Genomic DNA, 17,938 nt, shown 5'->3' with positions numbered 1-17,938 from the left:
GCGCGAGCGACGGAACTCCTCGCGCGTGGTGTCCGTATTTCGGGGTGGGCCGGTCCGCATCGCAGAGCGTCGGCCCGGGAAAGTAAGGCCGAGGAGGGCCGGGTGACGACCTATGACGATCGAGCGAGCCTCACTGATCTGACCACCACCGCGGAGCGTGTCCGCAGGTCGGTGGAGGGTGTGATCGAGGGCAAGCCGGAGGTCGTACGGCTTTCGCTGACAGTACTGCTGGCGGAGGGGCACCTGCTCATCGAGGACGTGCCGGGCGTCGGCAAGACCATGCTCGCCAAGGCGCTCGCGCGGTCCATCGACTGCTCGGTGCGCCGCATCCAGTTCACGCCCGACCTGCTGCCCTCGGACATCACCGGGGTGTCCATCTGGGACCAGCAGCGCCGCGACTTCGAGTTCAAGCCCGGTGCGATCTTCGCGCAGATAGTCATCGGCGACGAGATCAACCGGGCCTCCCCGAAGACGCAGTCGGCGCTCCTGGAGTCCATGGAGGAGCGCCAGGTCACCATCGACGGCAAGACCTACGAACTGCCCAGCCCCTTCATGGTGGTGGCCACGCAGAACCCGGTCGAGATGGAGGGCACGTACCCGCTGCCCGAGGCCCAGCGCGACCGCTTCATGGCCCGCGTCTCCATCGGCTATCCGAACCCTGAGGCCGAGCTCCAGATGCTCGACGTCCACGGGGGCGCCTCGCCCCTGGACGACCTCCAGCCGGTGGCACACGCGCACGACATCGTGAAGCTGGTCGACGCCGTGCGCACGGTCCATGTCGCCGACGCCGTACGGCGCTACGCGGTCGACCTGGTGGCCGCCACGCGCAACCACCCGGACCTCAGACTCGGCGCGTCCCCGCGCGCGACGCTGCACCTGGTGCGGGCGGCGAAGGCCTCGGCGGCGCTCAGCGGCCGTGAGTACGCGCTCCCCGACGACGTGCAGGCCCTCGCCGTCGCGGTCCTGGCGCACCGTCTGCTGCCCACCGCGCAGGCCCAGTTGAACCGGCGCACCGCCGAGCAGGTCGTCCTCGACATCCTCCAGCGCATCCCGGTCCCCGCGGCCGACTCCCGCGCGGCCCAGGGGTACGGCTCGGCGCCGCCCCTGTACGGCCACCAGCCGCCCGGCCCCCGGAGGCTCTGATGGCGGCGGGGGGGTACTACGCGGCCGACGCCGGGGGCGGCTTCCCGGACGGTGGCGGCGCGACGAACGACAAGGGCGACAAGAGCGGCCTGCGCACCGCGCTCGCCGGGCTGACCACACGCGGTCGCTCGTTCCTGGCCGCCGGTATCGCCGCGGCGATCTGCGCGTACGTCCTCGGCCAGAGCGATCTGCTCCGGGTCGGTCTGCTGCTCGCGGCCCTGCCGCTGCTCTGCGCGGGTGTCCTGTACCGCACCCGCTACCGGGTCGCGGGCAGCCGTCGCCTCTCCCCCGCGCGCGTGCCCGCCGGTTCGGAGGCGCGCGTCCACCTGCGGATGGACAACATCTCGCGGCTGCCCACCGGTCTGCTGATGCTCCAGGACCGGGTGCCGTACGTGCTCGGCCCCCGGCCCCGCTTCGTCCTCGACCGCGTCGAGGCGGGTGGCCGCCGCGAGGTGTCCTACCGGGTCCGCTCGGACCTGCGCGGCCGCTACCCGCTGGGGCCGCTGCAACTCCGGCTCACCGACCCCTTCGGCATGTGCGAGCTGACCCGGTCCTTCGCGACGTACGACACCCTGACGGTGATCCCGCGCGTGGAGCCGCTGCCACCGGTGCGGCTGACCGGTGAGGCCAAGGGGTACGGGGACGGGCGGCAGCGCTCGCTCGCGCTGGCCGGCGAGGACGACGTGATCCCGCGCGGCTACCGGTACGGCGACGATCTGCGCCGTGTCCACTGGCGTTCCACGGCGCGCTACGGCGAGCTGATGGTGCGCCGCGAGGAGCAGCCGCAGCGGGCCCGCTGCACGGTGCTGCTCGACACGCGCGGTGCGGCGTTCCAGGGCGCGGGCCCGGACTCGGCCTTCGAGTGGGCGGTGTCCGGCACGGCCTCCGCCCTGGTCCACATGCTGGAACGAGGCTTCTCCGTGCGGTTGTTGACCGACACGGGCAATGCGGTCCCGGGCGAGGGCACGGACGGCTTCGCGGGCGCCAGTCAGGAGTCGGCGGACGCGGCCGGTCTGATGATGGACACGCTCGCCGTCGTGGACCACTCCGACGCGGACACGCTCTCGGCGGCGTACGACGTGCTGCGCGGCGGCAACGAAGGGCTTCTGGTCGCCTTCTTCGGCGACCTGGACGAGGAACAGGCCGCGGTGGCCGCCAAGATGCGGCAGCGCAGTGGTGGCGCGGTCGCCTTCCTGATGGACAGTGCCTCCTGGGTCCAGGGGCCGGGGGCGCCCGTCTCGCGGCAGTGCGCCGAGCGGCTGCGCATGCTCCAGGAGGCCGGATGGACGGCGGTGGTCGTACCGGCCGGCGCGTCCGTCGTGGACGTGTGGCGGCAGGCGGACCGGGAGCGGACGGGGACTTCGGTCCCGAGCGTCACGGGAGGTTGGTCATGAGCGGCGGTGCCCGTCTGTCGACCTGCGCGACGCTGGCCACGTTCCTGGCGTCGACCGCGCTGCTGCCGCTGGTCGACAAGTCCACCTGGATCATGCAGGCCGCGATCCTGCTGGTGATCCAGGCGGCGGTGGGCGCGGCGGCGCGCAGGGTCCCGCTCGCCCGCCCGCTGACGGTCGCCTCCCAGGCCCTGGTCTCCCTGCTGCTGCTCACCCTGGTCTTCGCGCACGAGCAGGCGCTGGGCGTCATCGTGCCGGGCCCGGAGGCGTTCCGGCACTTCGGTCTGCTGCTTGAGGCCGGCGGCGACGATGTCGGGCGGTACATGATCCCGGCGCCCCTGTCCGACGGCATCCGGCTGATGCTGGTCGGTGGCGTACTGGTGATCGGGCTCTTGGTGGACGCGCTCGCGGTGACGTTCCGCAGCGCGGCGCCCGCCGGTCTTCCGCTGCTCGCGCTGTACTCGGTCGCCGCCGGGCTCTCCGACGGCGGGGCCGACTGGTTCTGGTTCCTGCTCGCGGCGGGCGGCTACCTCCTGCTGCTGCTCGCCGAGAGCCGGGACCGTCTCTCGCAGTGGGGCCGGGTGTTCGGCGGCGCCGGGCGGGCGCCCGCGGGGACACCGGGCCAGGGCGGCGGGGGCGGCACGGTCGCCCCGGTCCGCACCGGCCGCCGCATCGGCGCCGTCGCGCTGGGCGTCGCCGTGCTCGTGCCCCTGGCTCCCCTGCCCGCGATCGGCGGGGGCCTGCTCGGCGCCTCCGGCTCCGGTGTGGGAGGCGGGTCGGGGGGCGGTGGCACGATCTCCGCGGTCAATCCGCTGGTCTCGCTGCAGAACAGCCTGAACCAGCCGGAGGACCGGACCGTGATGTCGTACCGGACCAACGCCGAGCAGACGTCCGACATGTATCTGCGGATCGTCGCGCTCGACGAGTTCGACGGCACGACCTGGCGGCCCTCGGTGCGCAGCATCACCGATGTGCCGTCCCCGCTGCCGGCTCCGCCGGGGCTCGCGGCGGAGATCGGCAGGACCGAGGTCAAGACCCGTATCGCGGCGGCCGACTGGTACGCGCAGGACTGGCTGCCGATGCCGTATCCCGCGACAAAGGTGTCGATCAACGGGCGGTGGCGGTTCGAGCAGGTCGGCCGGACCCTGGTCGGCGACCACGGGCAGACGACGCGCGGGAAGTCCTACAGCGTCGACAGTCTGATCGTGCGGCCGACGGCGGAGCAGTTGGCCGACGCCGGGGCGCCGCCGTCGGAGCTGGTGCGCGAGTTCACGAAGGTGCCGGGCACGCTGCCGGACGTGGTGCGCACGACCGCCCTGCGGGTCACGCAGGGCGCGGCGAACAACTACGAGCGAGCGGTCGAGCTCCAGGACTACTTCGCCGTCAACGGTGGCTTCACGTACAACACCGAGGTGCAGGCCGGCAGCGGTTCCGCCGCCATAGCCCGCTTCCTGAAGCAGAAGGAGGGCTTCTGCGTCCACTTCTCCTTCTCGATGGCGGCGATGGCCAGGACGCTGGGCATCCCGGCCCGCGTCGCCGTCGGCTTCACTCCCGGCTCGTCCGCGGGCGACGGCAGTTATGCGGTGGGCCTGCGCGACGCGCACGCCTGGCCCGAGCTGTACTTCGAGGGCGTGGGCTGGACCCGCTTCGAGCCCACGCCGAACCGCGGCACGGTCCCGGAGTACACGCAGGACAACACCCCGGCGGGCGGCCCGAGCGGTCCGGCGGCGCCGAGCGAGTCCGCCTCCTCGGCCCCTTCCGCCTCGCAGCCCTCGTCGACGCAGAGCTGCTCGATGGCCCAGCGCAAGGACGGGAGCTGTGGCAACACGGCCCCGGCGGTCGTGGGCGGCTCGTCGGACGGCGGGCTGCCGCTCCGGATGATCCTGCTGGTGGTCCTGGCCGCCTTCGTGGTCCTTCTGGTGCCGATGCTGCCGATGCTGTGGCGCGGACGGGTCAGGGCGCGGCGGCTGGGTCTCTCCGGCCGGACGGAAGCCGACATCGGTACGCGCACGCTGGCGGCCTGGCGGGAGGTGACGGACACCGCCTGGGACCACGGCATCGCGCCGGACGACTCGCACACCCCGCGGAAGGCGGCGGCGCGCATCGCCCGGGTCGGGCAACTGGATCCGCCGGCGGCCGAGGCAGTGCACCGGGTGGCGGCGGCGGTGGAGCAGGTGCTGTACGCGCCGCGGCCGGTGCCCGTCTCGGGTCTCGGCGAGGACGTGCGGCGGCTGTGCGACGGGCTGCACGCGAAGGTGAGCGGTCCGACACGGCTACGTGCGACGCTGGCACCGCGCTCGGCCGTCCGGGTGGTGTGGGCGCTGTCGCAGCGCTGGGAGTCGTTCTCCGCGCGCGTCCGGGCCCGCTGGTCCGCGGCGCTCGCCCGGTCCTCCCGCTCCCGCCCGTCCGGCCAGGAGGGTTGAGTGAGTCCCGCCGTTACGCACAAAGGGTGACGCACAAAGGGTGACCGCCGGGGCGGTCACCCTTTGTGCGTACATGTCGAGAACTCGACGGCGGAACGGCCGCTCAGCGGCCACCCTGCTCGTCGCGGCGGCGCTGCCAGCGCTGCTCGATCCGGTCCATCATGGTGCGCTTCGGTTTGCTCTGCCGTCGGGCGGCGGGTGCGCCTGGCACCGCTCCCGCCGGTTGTTCGCCCGGCTTCGGCGCTTTGCGCCAGCCCGTGACGGCGAGCACCGCACACCCCAGCATGACGAGGAACCCCACCACACTGATCCAGATCTGCTGCGCGACCATACCTGCCATGAGGAGCGCGATACCCACCAGGAAGCCCGCGACTGCCTGGTAGACCCGACGTCGGGTGTACGTACGCAGCCCGCTTCCCTCAAGCGCTGTCGCGAACTTGGGATCTTCGGCGTACAGCGCTCGCTCCATTTGCTCGAGCATTCGCTGCTCGTGCTCCGAGAGCGGCACGGAGTCCTCCTCATCGTGCAGTCGCCGGGGCGACCGGGGGTCCCCTTCAGGATAGGCAGGGAATCGCCCCCGTGAAACCCGCCCCTCTACGCCAACTTCACCATTGCGGACCGCATCACGCCGCTCCGGCCACTAGGGGCGTCATTCCCCGGTGGCCGTCCCGTCATGCCGGGCGGTCTACCCCGATCATACGGCGCGAGGCGCCCGATCGGGGGGCCTGTGGCGTACTCCATCTGCCGCTGCGCCGCTGATCAGCGGCGGGTCGTCCCGGGCACTCGGCTCTCACCCGTCGCCCGCTTCTCACCCAGCACGTGGAGCTGGGTCGCCACGGCGTGGAAGGCGGGCAGTTCGGCGACGGCCGCCTCCAGTTCCAGGAGCTCCTGGAAGGCCCCGGGCTCGGTGTCCACGAGGACCCCGGGGACGAGGTCGGCGAAGACCCGTACGCCGTGCACCGCGCCGACGTCCACACCCGCGTCGCCGACGAGCCGCTCCAACTGCTCGGCGGTGAAGCGCCGGGGCACCGGGTCGCCCTCGCCCCAGCGGCCCGCCGGGTCGCCGAGCGCCTGCCGGGCCTCCTTGAAGTGACCGGCGAGGGCCCGCGCGAGGACGGCGCCGCCGAGGCCCGCGGCGAGCAGGCTGAGCACACCGCCGGAGCGCAGCGCGCCCACCGCGTTGCGCACGCCCTCCGCGGGCTCCTCGACGTACTCCAGGACGCCGTGGCACAGGACCGCGTCGTAGGCGTCGCGCTCGACCACGTCGAACAGGCCCGAGACGTCGCCCTGAACGCCACGCACCCGGTCGGCCACCCCGGCCTCCGCGGCGCGGCGCTCGAGCGCGAACAACGCGTTCGGGCTGGGGTCGACGACGGTGACGCGGTGGCCGAGTCGGGCGGCCGGAACCGCGAAGTTGCCGCTGCCGCCCCCGGTGTCGAGGACGTCGAGGGCCTGCCTCCCCGCGGCCGCGGCGCGGCGGTCGAGGGCGTCCTTGAGGACGTCGCGGACCACGGCGGTACGCAGTGAGGACCGGGATCGCGAGGGGTCGGTGCGCGACGACGTCGTTCGAGGATGGGAGACGGGGGGGCGCATCGGGTCCGACACGGCAACTGACTCCTCGGCGTGAACAGGTTCGGGCGCCTCCACCCTAATGGGCCCGGGCGAGGCGCCCTGCCACCTGCGGACGTCACCGCCGTACCGCCCGAAGGGGTGCTGTCGCCGCTCACCCCGCGTCGGGCACTTCCCGCTCCGGCCTGCGGGCGTCGTCCTCGTGGCGCGGCTGGGGCAGCGCCGGTTGCAGGACGAGCATCCGCTCGACGAGGCGCAGGAACATCGCCACGTCGCGCAGCAGGTCGTCGGCGTCGCGGGCGCCGGCCGCCCCGCGTATGCCCGCCTCCGCACGCGCGCGGCGGGTGGCACCGGCGGCGAAGAGGGCGCCCCACTCGGCCAGTTCGGGCGCTATCTCGGGGAGCACTTCCCAGGCGCTCCGTATTCTCGCGCGGCGCCTGGGCGTGGCCTCGGGCCGGCCACGGGCCGCGAGCACGGCGGCGGCGGTGCGCAGAGCGGCGAGATGGGCGGTGGCGTACCGCTCGTTGGGGGTTTCGAGGACGGCCGCCTCGTCGAGTCCGGCGCGGGCCTGAGCGAGCAGGTCGAGGGCGGCGGGCGGGGCGGTCGCCCGGCGCAGCACGGGGTGGACGTCGCTCGCCGGTCCGGTCAGTGAGGGGGCAGGGCCGGTGGTGGCGCGGCGGCGTGCGGCGGCTGCGGGGTACCTGGCCATGACGAACCTCCTGTCGTCTGTGTGACGGCGCAGTGGCCGTATGTGCCCATAGTGGGGCACCCCACTGACAATCGGCCCTGACCTGGCCTTTTGCCTCTGCTGTAGGTTCCCGCTAGTTTTTGCACTGACTGGTCAGTGCAAAAGCTAGCGGCGAGGGGGATCATGTCCGAGGAAGGGCCGGACGGGGTGAATGTGCCGGATGCGCCGGATGGTGGGGCCGCCGTCGCCGCCGCCGCGTTCGGGGTCAAGGGTCCGCGCGGCTGGGCGTTCCGCGGCATCGACATCGACGCGGCACCCGGCTCGCTCATCGCCGTCGAGGGGCCGTCCGGCAGCGGCAGGACCTGTCTCCTGCTCGCGCTGACGGGACGGATGCGCCCCGCCGAGGGGACGGCCCGCGTCGGCGGGCTGCGGCTGCCGAAGGAGATGCCCGCGGTGCGACGGGTGAGCGCGCTCGCGCACGTGCCGGGAGTGACCGATCTCGACCCGGCGCTCACCGTGGCCGAGCACCTGCGCGAGCGGGCGCTGTTGCGGCGGCGGTTCGACGGTTCGCTGCGCGCACTGCTGCGCCCCCGCGCCGAACGTGCGGCCGAGGCGAAGCGGCGGATCGACACCGCCCTGGCCACCGCGGGTCTGGACCTCGACACCCTGCCGAAGGCGGCCAGGACCGCCGTGCGCGACCTGGAGCGCGTCGAGGCGCTGCGCCTCTCACTGGCCCTCGCCCTCATCGGCCGACCGCTCCTCATCGGCGTCGACGACACCGACCTGAAGCTCGCGGACGCCGAACGGGCCGAGGTCTGGGCCCGGTTGCGCGCGATCACGGAGGCCGGGATCACCGTCGTCGCCGTGTGCAGTGAGGCGCCGGACAGCGCCGATGTCGTCGTATCGACCGCTCACGAGCGCGCCACCGCCGCGCCCGACACCGACAAGGAGACGGCCGATGCGTTCGCCGAAGCTGGCCGCGCTTGAGCTCAGGCGCTTCGGCAGGGGAAAGCTGCCGCGCGCCGCGCTCGTCGCACTTCTGCTGCTGCCCCTGCTCTACGGGGCGCTGTACCTGTGGTCCTTCTGGGACCCGTACGGGCGGCTCGACAAGATCCCCGTGGCGCTCGTGAACGACGACAAGGGCGCGACCGCCGCGGGCAAGAAGATCACCGCGGGCGACGACATCACCGAGGGCCTGTACGACAGCGACACCTTCCAGTGGCACGAGGTCAGCGCGGACCAGGCCGAGCAGGGCGTCGAGGACGGCAGGTACTACCTGTCGCTCACCCTGCCCGAGAACCTCAGCGCACGCATCGCGTCCAGTGCGGGAAAGGGCGGGGACGCACCCGAGACCGGCGCCCTCCAGGTGCGTACGAACGACGCGAACAACTACATCGTCGGGCAGATCTCCCGGACGGTCTTCGCCGAGGTGCGCTCAGCGGCGTCCACGAACGCGTCGCGCTCCTTCCTGGACAAGATCTTCATCTCGTTCTCGGACATCCATGACGCGACGCAGAAGGCGGCGAGCGGCGCGGACGACCTCAAGAGCGGCATCGGCAGGGCCAAGAAGGGCTCGAAGGATCTCGCCGACGGTCTGAAGGACGCCAAGAAGGGCAGCGGTGACCTGGCGAGCGGCCTCAAAAAGCTCGACAAGGGCGCCGGCGACCTGGAGACCGGTTCCCGGCAGGTCGCCGACGGCACCCAGGCGCTCGCCGACAAGGTCGACGGAGCCGCCGACCAGGTGCTGCCCTTCCTGAAGGGCAACAAAAAGCAGATCGGTGACGCGGCCCGGCTCGTCGCGGACTCCGCGAAGGGCGTCCGGCAGAACCTCGACGACCTGGTCACCCTCGCGCCCGCCGCGCGCAAGGGCGCCCACGCGGCGTCCGACATCCTTGCCGCGGTCTATGAACGGCGGTGCGAGAAGGCACCGCTGGAGGACCCCGCCTGCCCGGACCTGAAGAAGGCCAGGACGGCGGCCGCGAACGTCGCCACCGTCTCCGACGACCTGAACACGCTCATCAAGGACGAGCACGGCAACCTGGATCTCATGGACAGCCACCTGAAGACGCTCCAGACGCAGTCGCAGGCGCTCGCCGAGCGGGCCCCCACGCTCGACAAGGACGTCGAGAACGCGGTCGCCCAGATCGACAAGCTCAACAAGGGCGCGGGCCAGGTCGCCACAGGCGCCGAGAAGCTGCACACGGGACTGGGCACGGCGAAGACCGGCTCCACCGAACTCGACGCCGGTGTGGGCACGTTGAAGACCGGGGCGAACGACCTCAGCGGCGGCATGTTCCAACTGGCCGACGGCTCGGGCAAGCTGGCGGGCGGACTGCACGACGGCGTCCGGAAGATCCCCGACTACGACAAGAAGGACCGCGATCAGCGCACCGAGGTGATGGCCGACCCGGTACGACTGGCCTCGCAGTCACTGCACAAGGCGCCCAATTACGGGACGGGTTTCGCCCCGTACTTCATCCCGCTGTCGCTGTGGGTGGGCGCGATGGTCGCCTACATGCTGATCCAGCCGCTGAACCGGCGGGCGCTCGCCGTGGGCGCCTCCTCCTGGCGCGTGGCGCTCGCGGGCTGGCTGCCGGTCGCCGCCCTGGGGCTTCTCCAGGTGGCGGCGCTGATGTCCGTCCTGCACTGGGGGCTCGGGCTGCGGATGCTGCACGCGGTCGGGACGGTCGGGTTCCTGTGCCTGGTCACGGCGTGCTTCGCGGCCCTCGTGCAGTGGCTCAACGCCCGCTTCGGCGCGGCGGGCCGCATCCTCGTGCTCGCCCTCCTGATGCTGCAACTGACATCGGCGGGGGGCACGTATCCCGTCCAGACGAGCCCGGGCTTCTTCAACGCGATCCACCCGTACCTGCCGATGAGCTACGTCGTCGAGGCGCTGCGCCGACTGATCTCCGGCGGGGGGCTCGGGCCCGTGTGGCAGGCGTGCGCGGTGCTGGCGGCGTTCACGGTGGGCGCGCTCGCCCTCACCGCCCTGACGGCCCGGCGCAAGCAGGTGTGGACTTTGGACCGGCTGCACCCGGAGCTGAGCCTGTGAGCGCCCCCGCGCGGCGGCCTGTGAGAATCAAGGGCATGGAAAGCAGCACACGGCGCCAGGCCACCCGGCAGAAGCTCTACGAGGCCGCTGTCACGCTCATCGCGGAGCAGGGGTTCTCCGCGACGACGGTCGACGAGATCGCCGAGCGCGCCGGGGTCGCGAAGGGCACCGTCTACTACAACTTCGCCAGTAAGTCGGTCCTCTTCGAGGAGTTGCTGCGGCACGGCGTCGGGCTCCTGACCGCCTCCTTGCGGGACGCCGCGCAGAAGGCGGACGAGGAGGGCGGCAGCAAGGTCGACGCCCTGGACGCGATGATCCGCGCCGGTCTTGTCTTCATCGACGAGTACCCGGCCTTCACGCAGCTCTACGTGGCCGAACTGTGGCGCACCAACCGCGCCTGGCAGTCCACGCTCGCCGTGGTCCGCCAGGAGGCGGTGGCCGTCGTCGAGGGCGTGCTGCGCGACGCGGTGCGCGGCGGTGAGCTGAGCGACGAGATCGACGTGCCGCTGACGGCGGCGGCCCTGGTGGGCATGGTCCTGGTGGCCGCGCTCGACTGGCAGGCGTTCCAGCCGGAGCGCTCCCTCGACGATGTGCACGCGGCACTGTCGTTGCTGCTCCAGGGCCGGGTGGCGGGCGGCCCCGCACCGACGCGCAGGGCGTGAGCGCCCGCGGCTGAGGCGCCGCGAACGCGGAGCGCCGGTCCGGCGAGGCCTGTGGTCGTACTCAGGCCTCACCGGACCGGCGTATCCCCCGATTCCCCCGTGCCTCGCTCCCGCCCTCGCGGACGAGAGGAGCGGCCGAGGGCGCCGCGTCCGTTCCGCCGCCCCGTGTCGGCGGTACCGGAGCCACGCCCCTCTCCGTGGCCACCACTCTCCCCTCCGCGCAGGTCGAGCCCCATCCGTGCGCCTACTCATCTCTCTCCTTGAGTACGGATACTCAGCCGTGCGCGCTCATCCCCAGGCACGGAGAGTCGCCCACTGGTTACGATCACACCCGTGTCCGTACTCCCCCTGGTCTTCACCAGCGGCTGGGCGAGCGGCATCAACGCGTACGCGGTGGTCCTGCTGCTCGGCATCTTCGGCGCGACCGGGTTGACCGACGAGGTCCCCGAGTCGCTGCAACGCCCGGACGTCCTGATCGTGGCCGGGGTGCTCTTCCTGTGCGAGGCCGTAGCCGACAAGATCCCGTACGTGGACTCGGCCTGGGACACGGTGCACACCGTGATCCGGCCGGTGGCGGGCGCGGTCGTCGGGGCGCTGCTCGCCGGGCAGAGCGGTTCGCTGTCCGACCTTGCGGCGGGCGCGATCGGCGGCTCCACGGCACTGGCCAGCCACACGGTGAAGGCCGGTACCCGGATGGCGGTCAACACCTCGCCGGAGCCGGTGTCGAACTTCGTCCTCAGCACCGCCGAGGACCTGGGGGTCGCGGGCCTCGTGACGTTCGCGATGTTCCACCCCGAGGCCGCCGCGATCATCGCGGCGGTGCTGCTGGTCCTCGGTCTGCTGCTGTTGTTCCTCCTCTTCCGGCGCATCCGGGCGTTCCTGCGCAGGCGGGCCCGGCGACGCGCGGACAAGCGCCTCGCCCGTGCGGCGCAGCCACCTCCCTGACCTGTGAGCGGCGTTGTCGGTGGCGGCCGATAAAGTCCCTGCCATGGCACGAATCGCGGTGATCGGCGCAGGGCTGGGCGCCATGGCGGCCGCCGCTCGGCTGGCCGTCGCGGGCCACCGACCGGTGGTCTTCGAGCGCGCGTCGACGTACGGCGGCGCCGTCGGTAGGTTCGAGCGGGACGGCTTCGCGTTCGACACCGGCCCCGCGCTGCTCCTCCTGCCCGCGGTCTACCGCGACCTGTTCGTCAAGACGGGCAAGAAGCCCCTGGAGGAGGCCGTCGGTCTCACCCAGGTCGAGCCCGCGGTACGGCACGTCTTCGCGGACGGTACGACGACGGACCTGCCCAACGCGCGGCGGGCCGGCGTCGCCGAGGCGCTGGACGCGGCGGTCGGCGCGGGCGCGGGCGCGCTCTGGTCGGCGTTCATGAACCGGGCACGCGAGGCCTGGGACCGCTCACGGCGCCCCCTCCTCGAAGAACCCCTGTGGCCGAACTGGCAGGTGCTCGCCGACCGCGAGCCGTACCCGGCCGTGACCCGGCGGCGCCTGCTGCGCAAGGACCGCACGGCGACGACGCTCGCCGAGATCGGCCGGTACGAGCTCGGCGGGGAACCGCGACTGGTGGCGCTCCTGGAGCAGTACGCACTGGCCTACGGCCTCGATCCGCGGACGGCACCGGCGAGCGCGGCCGTCCTGCCGTACATGGAGCAGACCTTCGGCACATGGGCGGTGAGCGGGGGCCTGCGGGCGCTCGCGGACGCGGTGTACGCGCGCTGTGTGGAGCGCAGGGTCGCGTTCGAGTTCGGGGCGGCCGTCACCCGCATCGTGGTGGAGGACGGCCGCGCGGCAGGCGTCGAACTGGCCGGCGGCGCCGTCGAGCACGCCGACTTCGTGGTGGCGGGCGTCGCGCCCGGGGTGCTCGACGGGCTGCTGGCGGGGCAGGCGGTGCGCGGCGCGGTACCGGCGTGGTCCGAGGCGGCGGTACCCAGCAGACTCACCGTCCACCTGGCGCTGCGCGGACCCCGGCCCGCTGGTACGCCGCACCGGACGGTGGTCCACGGGGCGGACCGGGACGCGGAGTTGGCGTGGCTGTTCGAGGGCGGCCCGAGGCCCGCGAGACCGACGGTCGCGGTGCTGCGGACCGGTGAGGCCTCGCACGTGCCGGACGCCGACCACGAGGCGGTCACCCTGACCGTGACCGTGCCGCCCCACGCGCGCGCGGACGAGGCCGACGTGGCAGCGGTCCTCTCGGCAGCCGAGCGCGCCGTACCGGGCCTGCGCGAGCGCCTGCTGTGGCACGAGGTCCGCACGCCCCAGGACATCGCCGAGGCGACCGGAGCGGCGGGCGGCGCCGTACCCGCGCCCGCGCTCGCCGCCGCCGGGGGCCGCCTGCTGCATCCGGCGAACGGGACGGAGCTGCCGGGTCTCTTCGCGGTGGGCGGCTGGTCGCACCCGGGCGGCGGGCTGCCGCACGCGGGCATGTCGGGAGCGCTGGTGGCGGGGCTGATCGTGGAGGGCCCGGAGTTCCGCGGCTCGCAGTGAGCCGCGGCGGGCAGCCGTCTCAGTACCGGTACTGCTGCTCGTTGTAGCCGGTGTCGTACCCGGGGTCCGGGTCGGCCTGCGGATACGCCGGATAGGGCTGCTCGGGGGGCAGTTCACCGCCGTAGGGCTGCTGCTGCCCGTCGCCGTTGCGCTGCTGCGGCACCCAGACGCCGCCGGGAGGCGTGTCCGTGCCGTAGCCCGGGTCCGTCGCGTACGGGTCGCCGTACTGCTGCTGGCCGGTGGCGTACGCGTCGCCGTACTGGGGCTGCGCCGGGTACGTCTGGGCCCCGATGTAGGGGTCCGAGTAGGGCGCGGCGTACGGCTGCTGTGCGTTGTCGTAGCCGTAGTTCTGCTGGTCGTAACCGTAGGTGCCGGCGTCGTAGCCGTAGCCCTGGGCGTGCTGGTCGGCCTGGGTCGCCTGGGCGTACGCGGTGTCGCTGTACACGCCGTACTGGCCGGTGTCGTCGGGCATCGGCTCGGTGGTGGCGTACACGGCGGTCGACTCGGCCGGGGTCTGCGGGGTGTGCGCGTACTCCGGCGCCTCCCGCTCGTACTCCAGGTCGGAGACCTCCAGCGTCGGCTCCTTGCGGGCCGGTTCCTTGCGGCGGCGCTTCCTGCCGCTGTCCGTGCCACCACCGGGGGTGTTCTTGAGGGCCCAGCCCGCCGCGAAGCCGCTGCGGAAGGACAGGGTGACGTAGGTCTGCCCGATCGCGAAGGCGACGGCACCGGCGGCGATGACGAGCACCGAGGGCATCAGGACGCCGAGCACGACCCCGAGGAAACCCACGAAGGCCAGCAGCCGCCAGCGCAGCCGCGCCTTGTACTGGAGCAGCACCTCGCCGAGGAGCCACAGTGCCACCAGTCCGAACGCCACATAGAGGACCGCCCAGCCCATGTACGCCCCTCTCGTACGGCCGTCACCCCGTGCGGGTACGGCCCATCAGGCCCGCTGGTCGTGCAGGCCCAAGTTCTCGTAGATCTCAAGCGTCGCAGTGGAGTTGTTGAGCGTGATGAAGTGCAGACCCGGGACACCCTCGTCAAGCAGCTTCGCGCAGAACTCCGTGGCGAACTCGATGCCAATGGAGCGTACAGCGGCCGGATCGTCTTTGGCTGTGAGGATCCGCTCTTTCAGCGCCGGGGGGAAGTCCGCGTTGCTGAGCTTGGGCAGTCGCTCCAGCATGCGCACGCTCGTCACCGGCATGCACTCCGGGATGATGGGCGTGTCGCAGCCGGCCGCCACGACCCGGTCGCGCAGCCGCAGGTACTCCTCCGGGTAGAAGAACATCTGCGTGATCGCGTAGTCGGCGCCCGCCCGGCACTTGTCCACGAAGTGGCGCACGTCGGTGTCCCAGTCCGTGGAGCGCGGATGCATCGCGGGGAACGCGGCGACGCCGACGCAGAAGTCCCCCGACTCCTTGATCAGCTCGACGAGTTCGGCGGCGTACGTCAGTCCCTCGGGGTGCGAGATCCAGTCGGCCGTGGGGTCGCCCGGCGGGTCTCCGCGGACAGCGAGCATGTTCCGGATGCCGGCGTCGGCGTACTGGCCGATGATGTTGCGCAGCTCGGCGATCGAGTGCTCGACGGCCGTGATGTGGGCGACCGGCGTCAGCGTCGTGTCGGCGACGATCTGCTCGGTCTCCTTGACCGTGCCCGCGCGCGTGGAACCACCGGCGCCGTACGTCACGGAGACGAAGTCCGGCGAGACGGCCTCGACCCTGCGCAGCGCGTTCCACAGGTTGCGCTCGCCCTTCGGGGTTTTCGGCGCGGAGAACTCGAACGAGTACGTCGTCTTCCCGGCCGCGAGCATGTCGCGTACGGTGCGGGCTCGATCAGTCCTGGTGGAAGCGGTGCCAAAGGCCATACGGGCAGGTTACTGACGGAATCCGGTTGCCCCTAATCACCGTCCACCTTGCGGACAGGCGAGCGGCACGCCGCTTCTCGGCAGCGCTCCACCGGCACTTCACCGGCGTCACATCGAACGCAGGCGCTTGGCGAACTCCGCCGCGGCGGCGGCCGGATCGTCGGCCTCGGTGAGCGCGCGGACGACCACGACGCGGCGGGCGCCGGCCTCCAGGACCTCGTCCAGGTTGGCCAGGTCGATGCCGCCGATGGCGAACCAGGGGCGGTCGGTGCCGAGGCCCGCGGTGTGGCGCACCAGGTCGAGACCGGGGGCGTGGCGGCCGGGCTTGGTCGGGGTCGGCCAGCAGGGGCCGGTGCAGAAGTAGTCCACGCCCTCCTGGACGGCGGCCGCGGCGGCCTCCGCGTCGGTGTGCGTGGAGCGGCCTATGAGGACGTCGTCGCCGAGGACGGCGCGGGCCGCGGGGACGGGCAGGTCGCCCTGTCCCAGGTGCAGTACGTCCGAGCCGACGGCGTGCGCGACGTCCGCCCGGTCGTTGACCGCGAGGAGCTTGCCGTGGCGGCGGGCCGCCTCGGCGAACACGGCGAGGTGCTCCAGCTCCTCACCGGCCTCCATGCCCTTGTCGCGCAACTGGACGATGTCCACGCCGCCGGCGAGCACGGCGTCGAGGAACTCCGGCAGGTCGCCTTGGCGCTTGCGGGCGTCGGTGCACAGGTAGAGCCGGGCATCGGCGAGTCGCGCGCGCTTCGGGTCGGCCATGGGACATCCCCCGTTGGAGTCGATGGCGTGCGCACCACGAGGTCGTGGTGCGCACGCCGGACGGTTGTCAGGTCAGACGGCGAGCGCCTGGGCGCGGCGCTTCACCTCCGTGCCGCGATTCTCGCTCAACGCCTGCGCGGGCGTGCCCGGCAGGGTCGGGTCGGGGGTGAAGAGCCACTCCAGCATCTCCGCGTCGCTGAAGCCGTCGTCCCGCAGGAGCGTCAAGGTGCCGGTGAGCCCCTTGACGATCTTGTCGCCGTCGATGAAGGCGGCGGGCACGTGCAGCGCCCTGTTCTCACCTCGGCGTACAGCGATCACCTGGCCCTCCTTCACGAGCTGGCGTACACGCGTCACCTCGATGCCGAATCGCTCGGCGATGTCGGGAAGGGTGAGCCAGTCGGGGACGAGAGCATCGATCTTTGCGTCAATCTCGGTCACGGGACAAGCGTGCCATCCCGGACTGACAGTCGGAAGCCGGGGCGGCCGACCAGGTGTTTTCGCCGGACGCGGGCGCCTGTCCGACGGCTGTCAGGCCACCGCGCCCTTCAGGGGCCGGGCCGGGTCGGCGAGCCGGTCCGGGTCCAGTACGGTGCCCGCCTCGATGAGTTTGCGGCCCTGCGCCAGGTCGCGGGGTTTGCCGACGGCCAGCACGGCCACCAGGGCACCCTCCCGCAGCCAGCACACCGACCACGCCGCTCCGGCCGGGTCGCCGCGCCACACTGTCGCGTCGGCGGTGCGGTGGTGTCCCGCGTACTGCACGAAGCGGCCGAACTGCTCGGACCAGAAGTAGGGCACCGGGTCGTACACCGCCGGTGTCTCACCGATGATGTTGGCCGCGACCGTGCGCGGCCCCTGGAGGGCGTTGTCCCAGTGGTGGACCAGGAGCCGCTCCCCGTAGCGCCCCGAGGGGAACGAGGAGCAGTCCCCGACCGCGTACACGTCGGGCAGGGATGTCCGCAGGTGCGCGTCCGCCACCACTTCGCGGTGGTCGCCCAGGTCGATGCCGGAGCCGGTCAGCCAGCCGGTGGCCGGGCGGGCGCCGATGCCGACGACGACGGCCCCTGCGGGCAGCCGCGTCCCGTCGTCCAGGACGACGAAGCCCGGCTCGACGCGCTCCACGCGCGCGTGGGTGCGCAGCACGGCTCCGGCGTCGGCGTACCAGGCGGCCATGGGCGCCGCCATCTCGGCGGGCAGCGCCCCGGCCAGTGGCCGCTCGGCCGCCTCCACGACGGTGACCCGGCATCCCGCCTCGCGGGCGGCGGTGGCGAACTCGGCGCCGATCCATCCGGCGCCCACGACCACCACGTCGCGCTGGCCGGCGAGGACGGGCCGCAGCCGTTCGGCGTCGTCGAGGGTGCGCAGCAGATGGACTCCCGCAACGGCCTCCGTGCCCGGGAGCCTGATCGGTTCGGCGCCGGTGGCGAGGACGAGGACGTCGTAGGGGACGGGTCCGGTGGCGGTGTCCAGTTCGCGAGCGTCGGGCCGCAGTCCGGTGACCTCGCGGCCCACCTCCAGGGTGACGCCGAGTGCCGCGAAATCGACGTCGAAGGCCGAACCGTCGGCCTTGCCGAGCAGGACGGCCTTGGACAGGGGCGGCCGGTCGTAGGGCGGGTGGGGCTCCGCGCCGAGCAGGGTGACGGATCCGGTGAAGCCCTGTTCGCGCAGGGCCACGGCCGTCTGCACGCCGGCCATCCCGGCGCCGACGATCACGACGTGCCGTTGCCCTGGAGGTGTCCCGTTGCCGCTCCGCTGCTCGCTCATCGGATCACCTTAGGCATCTGATCTTGCGTCGGTCAGCGGTGCGGGCCACTCCCACGCCGTGACGTCCTGCACACGTGTCACCGGGTTTAGCGATCAAGGGCGCCGCGCCGCCCGGTCCGGGGCCGAAGGCTGCCTTACCCGGGGCCC

At 72.6% G+C, this 17,938-nt stretch carries 16 protein-coding genes; 8 read left to right on the top strand and 8 right to left on the bottom strand.

The window, feature by feature from the left end:
* The first annotated feature begins 102 nt into the window (after nucleotides 1–102).
* The 3 genes from ACIRF8_RS06945 to ACIRF8_RS06935 are packed head-to-tail and all read left to right on the top strand — an operon-like array spanning nucleotide 103 to nucleotide 4,957.
* Nucleotides 103–1,143 (top strand): AAA family ATPase, encoded by a 1,041-nt coding sequence (locus ACIRF8_RS06945; RefSeq protein ID WP_404211604.1) that lies wholly within the window; start codon nucleotides 103–105, stop codon nucleotides 1,141–1,143.
* The gene (locus ACIRF8_RS06940) at nucleotides 1,143–2,537 is read left to right on the top strand and encodes a DUF58 domain-containing protein (RefSeq protein WP_404211602.1); all 1,395 of its coding nucleotides are present in this window, start codon (nucleotides 1,143–1,145) and stop codon (nucleotides 2,535–2,537) included. The genes ACIRF8_RS06945 and ACIRF8_RS06940 overlap by 1 nt, the downstream gene beginning before the upstream one ends.
* Nucleotides 2,534–4,957, top strand: coding sequence for a DUF3488 and DUF4129 domain-containing transglutaminase family protein (locus tag ACIRF8_RS06935; protein ID WP_404211600.1), 2,424 nt, complete (start codon nucleotides 2,534–2,536; stop codon nucleotides 4,955–4,957). Before ACIRF8_RS06940 ends, ACIRF8_RS06935 begins: the two co-directional genes overlap by 4 nt.
* Before the next feature lie 103 nt (nucleotides 4,958–5,060).
* Here ACIRF8_RS06935 and ACIRF8_RS06930 read toward each other — a convergent pair whose 3' ends face one another.
* From ACIRF8_RS06930 to ACIRF8_RS06920, 3 genes are all read right to left on the bottom strand, one after another.
* The gene (locus ACIRF8_RS06930; protein ID WP_404211598.1) at nucleotides 5,061–5,465 is read right to left on the bottom strand and encodes a DUF3040 domain-containing protein; all 405 of its coding nucleotides are present in this window, start codon (nucleotides 5,463–5,465) and stop codon (nucleotides 5,061–5,063) included.
* A 251-nt stretch (nucleotides 5,466–5,716) separates the two neighbouring features.
* The gene (locus ACIRF8_RS06925) at nucleotides 5,717–6,562 is read right to left on the bottom strand and encodes a class I SAM-dependent methyltransferase (RefSeq protein WP_404211596.1); all 846 of its coding nucleotides are present in this window, start codon (nucleotides 6,560–6,562) and stop codon (nucleotides 5,717–5,719) included.
* A 118-nt stretch (nucleotides 6,563–6,680) separates the two neighbouring features.
* Entirely contained in the window at nucleotides 6,681–7,235 is a 555-nt protein-coding gene (locus ACIRF8_RS06920) for an SAV_6107 family HEPN domain-containing protein (RefSeq protein WP_404211594.1), read from the bottom strand.
* Between the two features lie 162 nt (nucleotides 7,236–7,397).
* Here ACIRF8_RS06920 and ACIRF8_RS06915 point away from each other — a divergent pair, with 162 nt between their 5' ends.
* The 5 genes from ACIRF8_RS06915 (at nucleotide 7,398) to ACIRF8_RS06895 (ending at nucleotide 13,413) form a co-directional block, all read left to right on the top strand.
* Complete coding sequence (locus ACIRF8_RS06915) at nucleotides 7,398–8,201, top strand: ATP-binding cassette domain-containing protein (RefSeq protein ID WP_404211592.1); 804 nt, start codon at nucleotides 7,398–7,400, stop codon at nucleotides 8,199–8,201.
* A complete protein-coding gene (locus ACIRF8_RS06910) occupies nucleotides 8,173–10,266 on the top strand; it encodes a YhgE/Pip family protein (protein WP_404211590.1) in 2,094 nt (697 codons plus the stop codon). The genes ACIRF8_RS06915 and ACIRF8_RS06910 overlap by 29 nt, the downstream gene beginning before the upstream one ends.
* 35 nt (nucleotides 10,267–10,301) lie before the next feature.
* A complete protein-coding gene (locus ACIRF8_RS06905; RefSeq protein ID WP_404211588.1) occupies nucleotides 10,302–10,928 on the top strand; it encodes a TetR/AcrR family transcriptional regulator in 627 nt (208 codons plus the stop codon).
* Between the two features lie 333 nt (nucleotides 10,929–11,261).
* Complete coding sequence (locus ACIRF8_RS06900) at nucleotides 11,262–11,873, top strand: DUF4126 domain-containing protein (RefSeq protein ID WP_404211586.1); 612 nt, start codon at nucleotides 11,262–11,264, stop codon at nucleotides 11,871–11,873.
* Between the two features lie 43 nt (nucleotides 11,874–11,916).
* Nucleotides 11,917–13,413, top strand: coding sequence for a phytoene desaturase family protein (locus ACIRF8_RS06895; protein WP_404211584.1), 1,497 nt, complete (start codon nucleotides 11,917–11,919; stop codon nucleotides 13,411–13,413).
* 19 nt (nucleotides 13,414–13,432) lie between these two features.
* On the opposite strand, the gene ACIRF8_RS06890 is transcribed toward ACIRF8_RS06895, so the two are convergent.
* From ACIRF8_RS06890 to ACIRF8_RS06870, 5 genes are all read right to left on the bottom strand, one after another.
* Nucleotides 13,433–14,308, bottom strand: a complete 876-nt coding sequence (locus ACIRF8_RS06890) for a hypothetical protein (protein WP_404211582.1) — start codon at nucleotides 14,306–14,308, stop codon at nucleotides 13,433–13,435.
* 45 nt (nucleotides 14,309–14,353) lie between these two features.
* The gene (metF, locus tag ACIRF8_RS06885; protein ID WP_404211580.1) at nucleotides 14,354–15,274 is read right to left on the bottom strand and encodes a methylenetetrahydrofolate reductase [NAD(P)H]; all 921 of its coding nucleotides are present in this window, start codon (nucleotides 15,272–15,274) and stop codon (nucleotides 14,354–14,356) included.
* A gap of 108 nt (nucleotides 15,275–15,382) precedes the next feature.
* Nucleotides 15,383–16,030 (bottom strand): thiamine phosphate synthase, encoded by a 648-nt coding sequence (gene thiE / locus ACIRF8_RS06880; RefSeq protein ID WP_404211578.1) that lies wholly within the window; start codon nucleotides 16,028–16,030, stop codon nucleotides 15,383–15,385.
* 72 nt (nucleotides 16,031–16,102) lie between these two features.
* Nucleotides 16,103–16,468, bottom strand: a complete 366-nt coding sequence (locus tag ACIRF8_RS06875) for an Rv2175c family DNA-binding protein (RefSeq protein ID WP_404211576.1) — start codon at nucleotides 16,466–16,468, stop codon at nucleotides 16,103–16,105.
* Nucleotides 16,469–16,558: 90 nt separating this feature from the next.
* On the bottom strand, nucleotides 16,559–17,791 hold the full coding sequence (locus ACIRF8_RS06870) for an NAD(P)/FAD-dependent oxidoreductase (protein ID WP_404211574.1): 1,233 nt from the start codon (nucleotides 17,789–17,791) through the stop codon (nucleotides 16,559–16,561).
* Nucleotides 17,792–17,938: the final 147 nt, after the last annotated feature.

This window comes from Streptomyces sp. NPDC102406 (assembly GCF_044765725.1).
Lineage (GTDB): Bacteria > Actinomycetota > Actinomycetes > Streptomycetales > Streptomycetaceae > Streptomyces.
The sequence above is the reverse complement of the archived record's forward strand: the minus strand, read 5'-3'. Positions and strand labels throughout refer to the sequence as shown.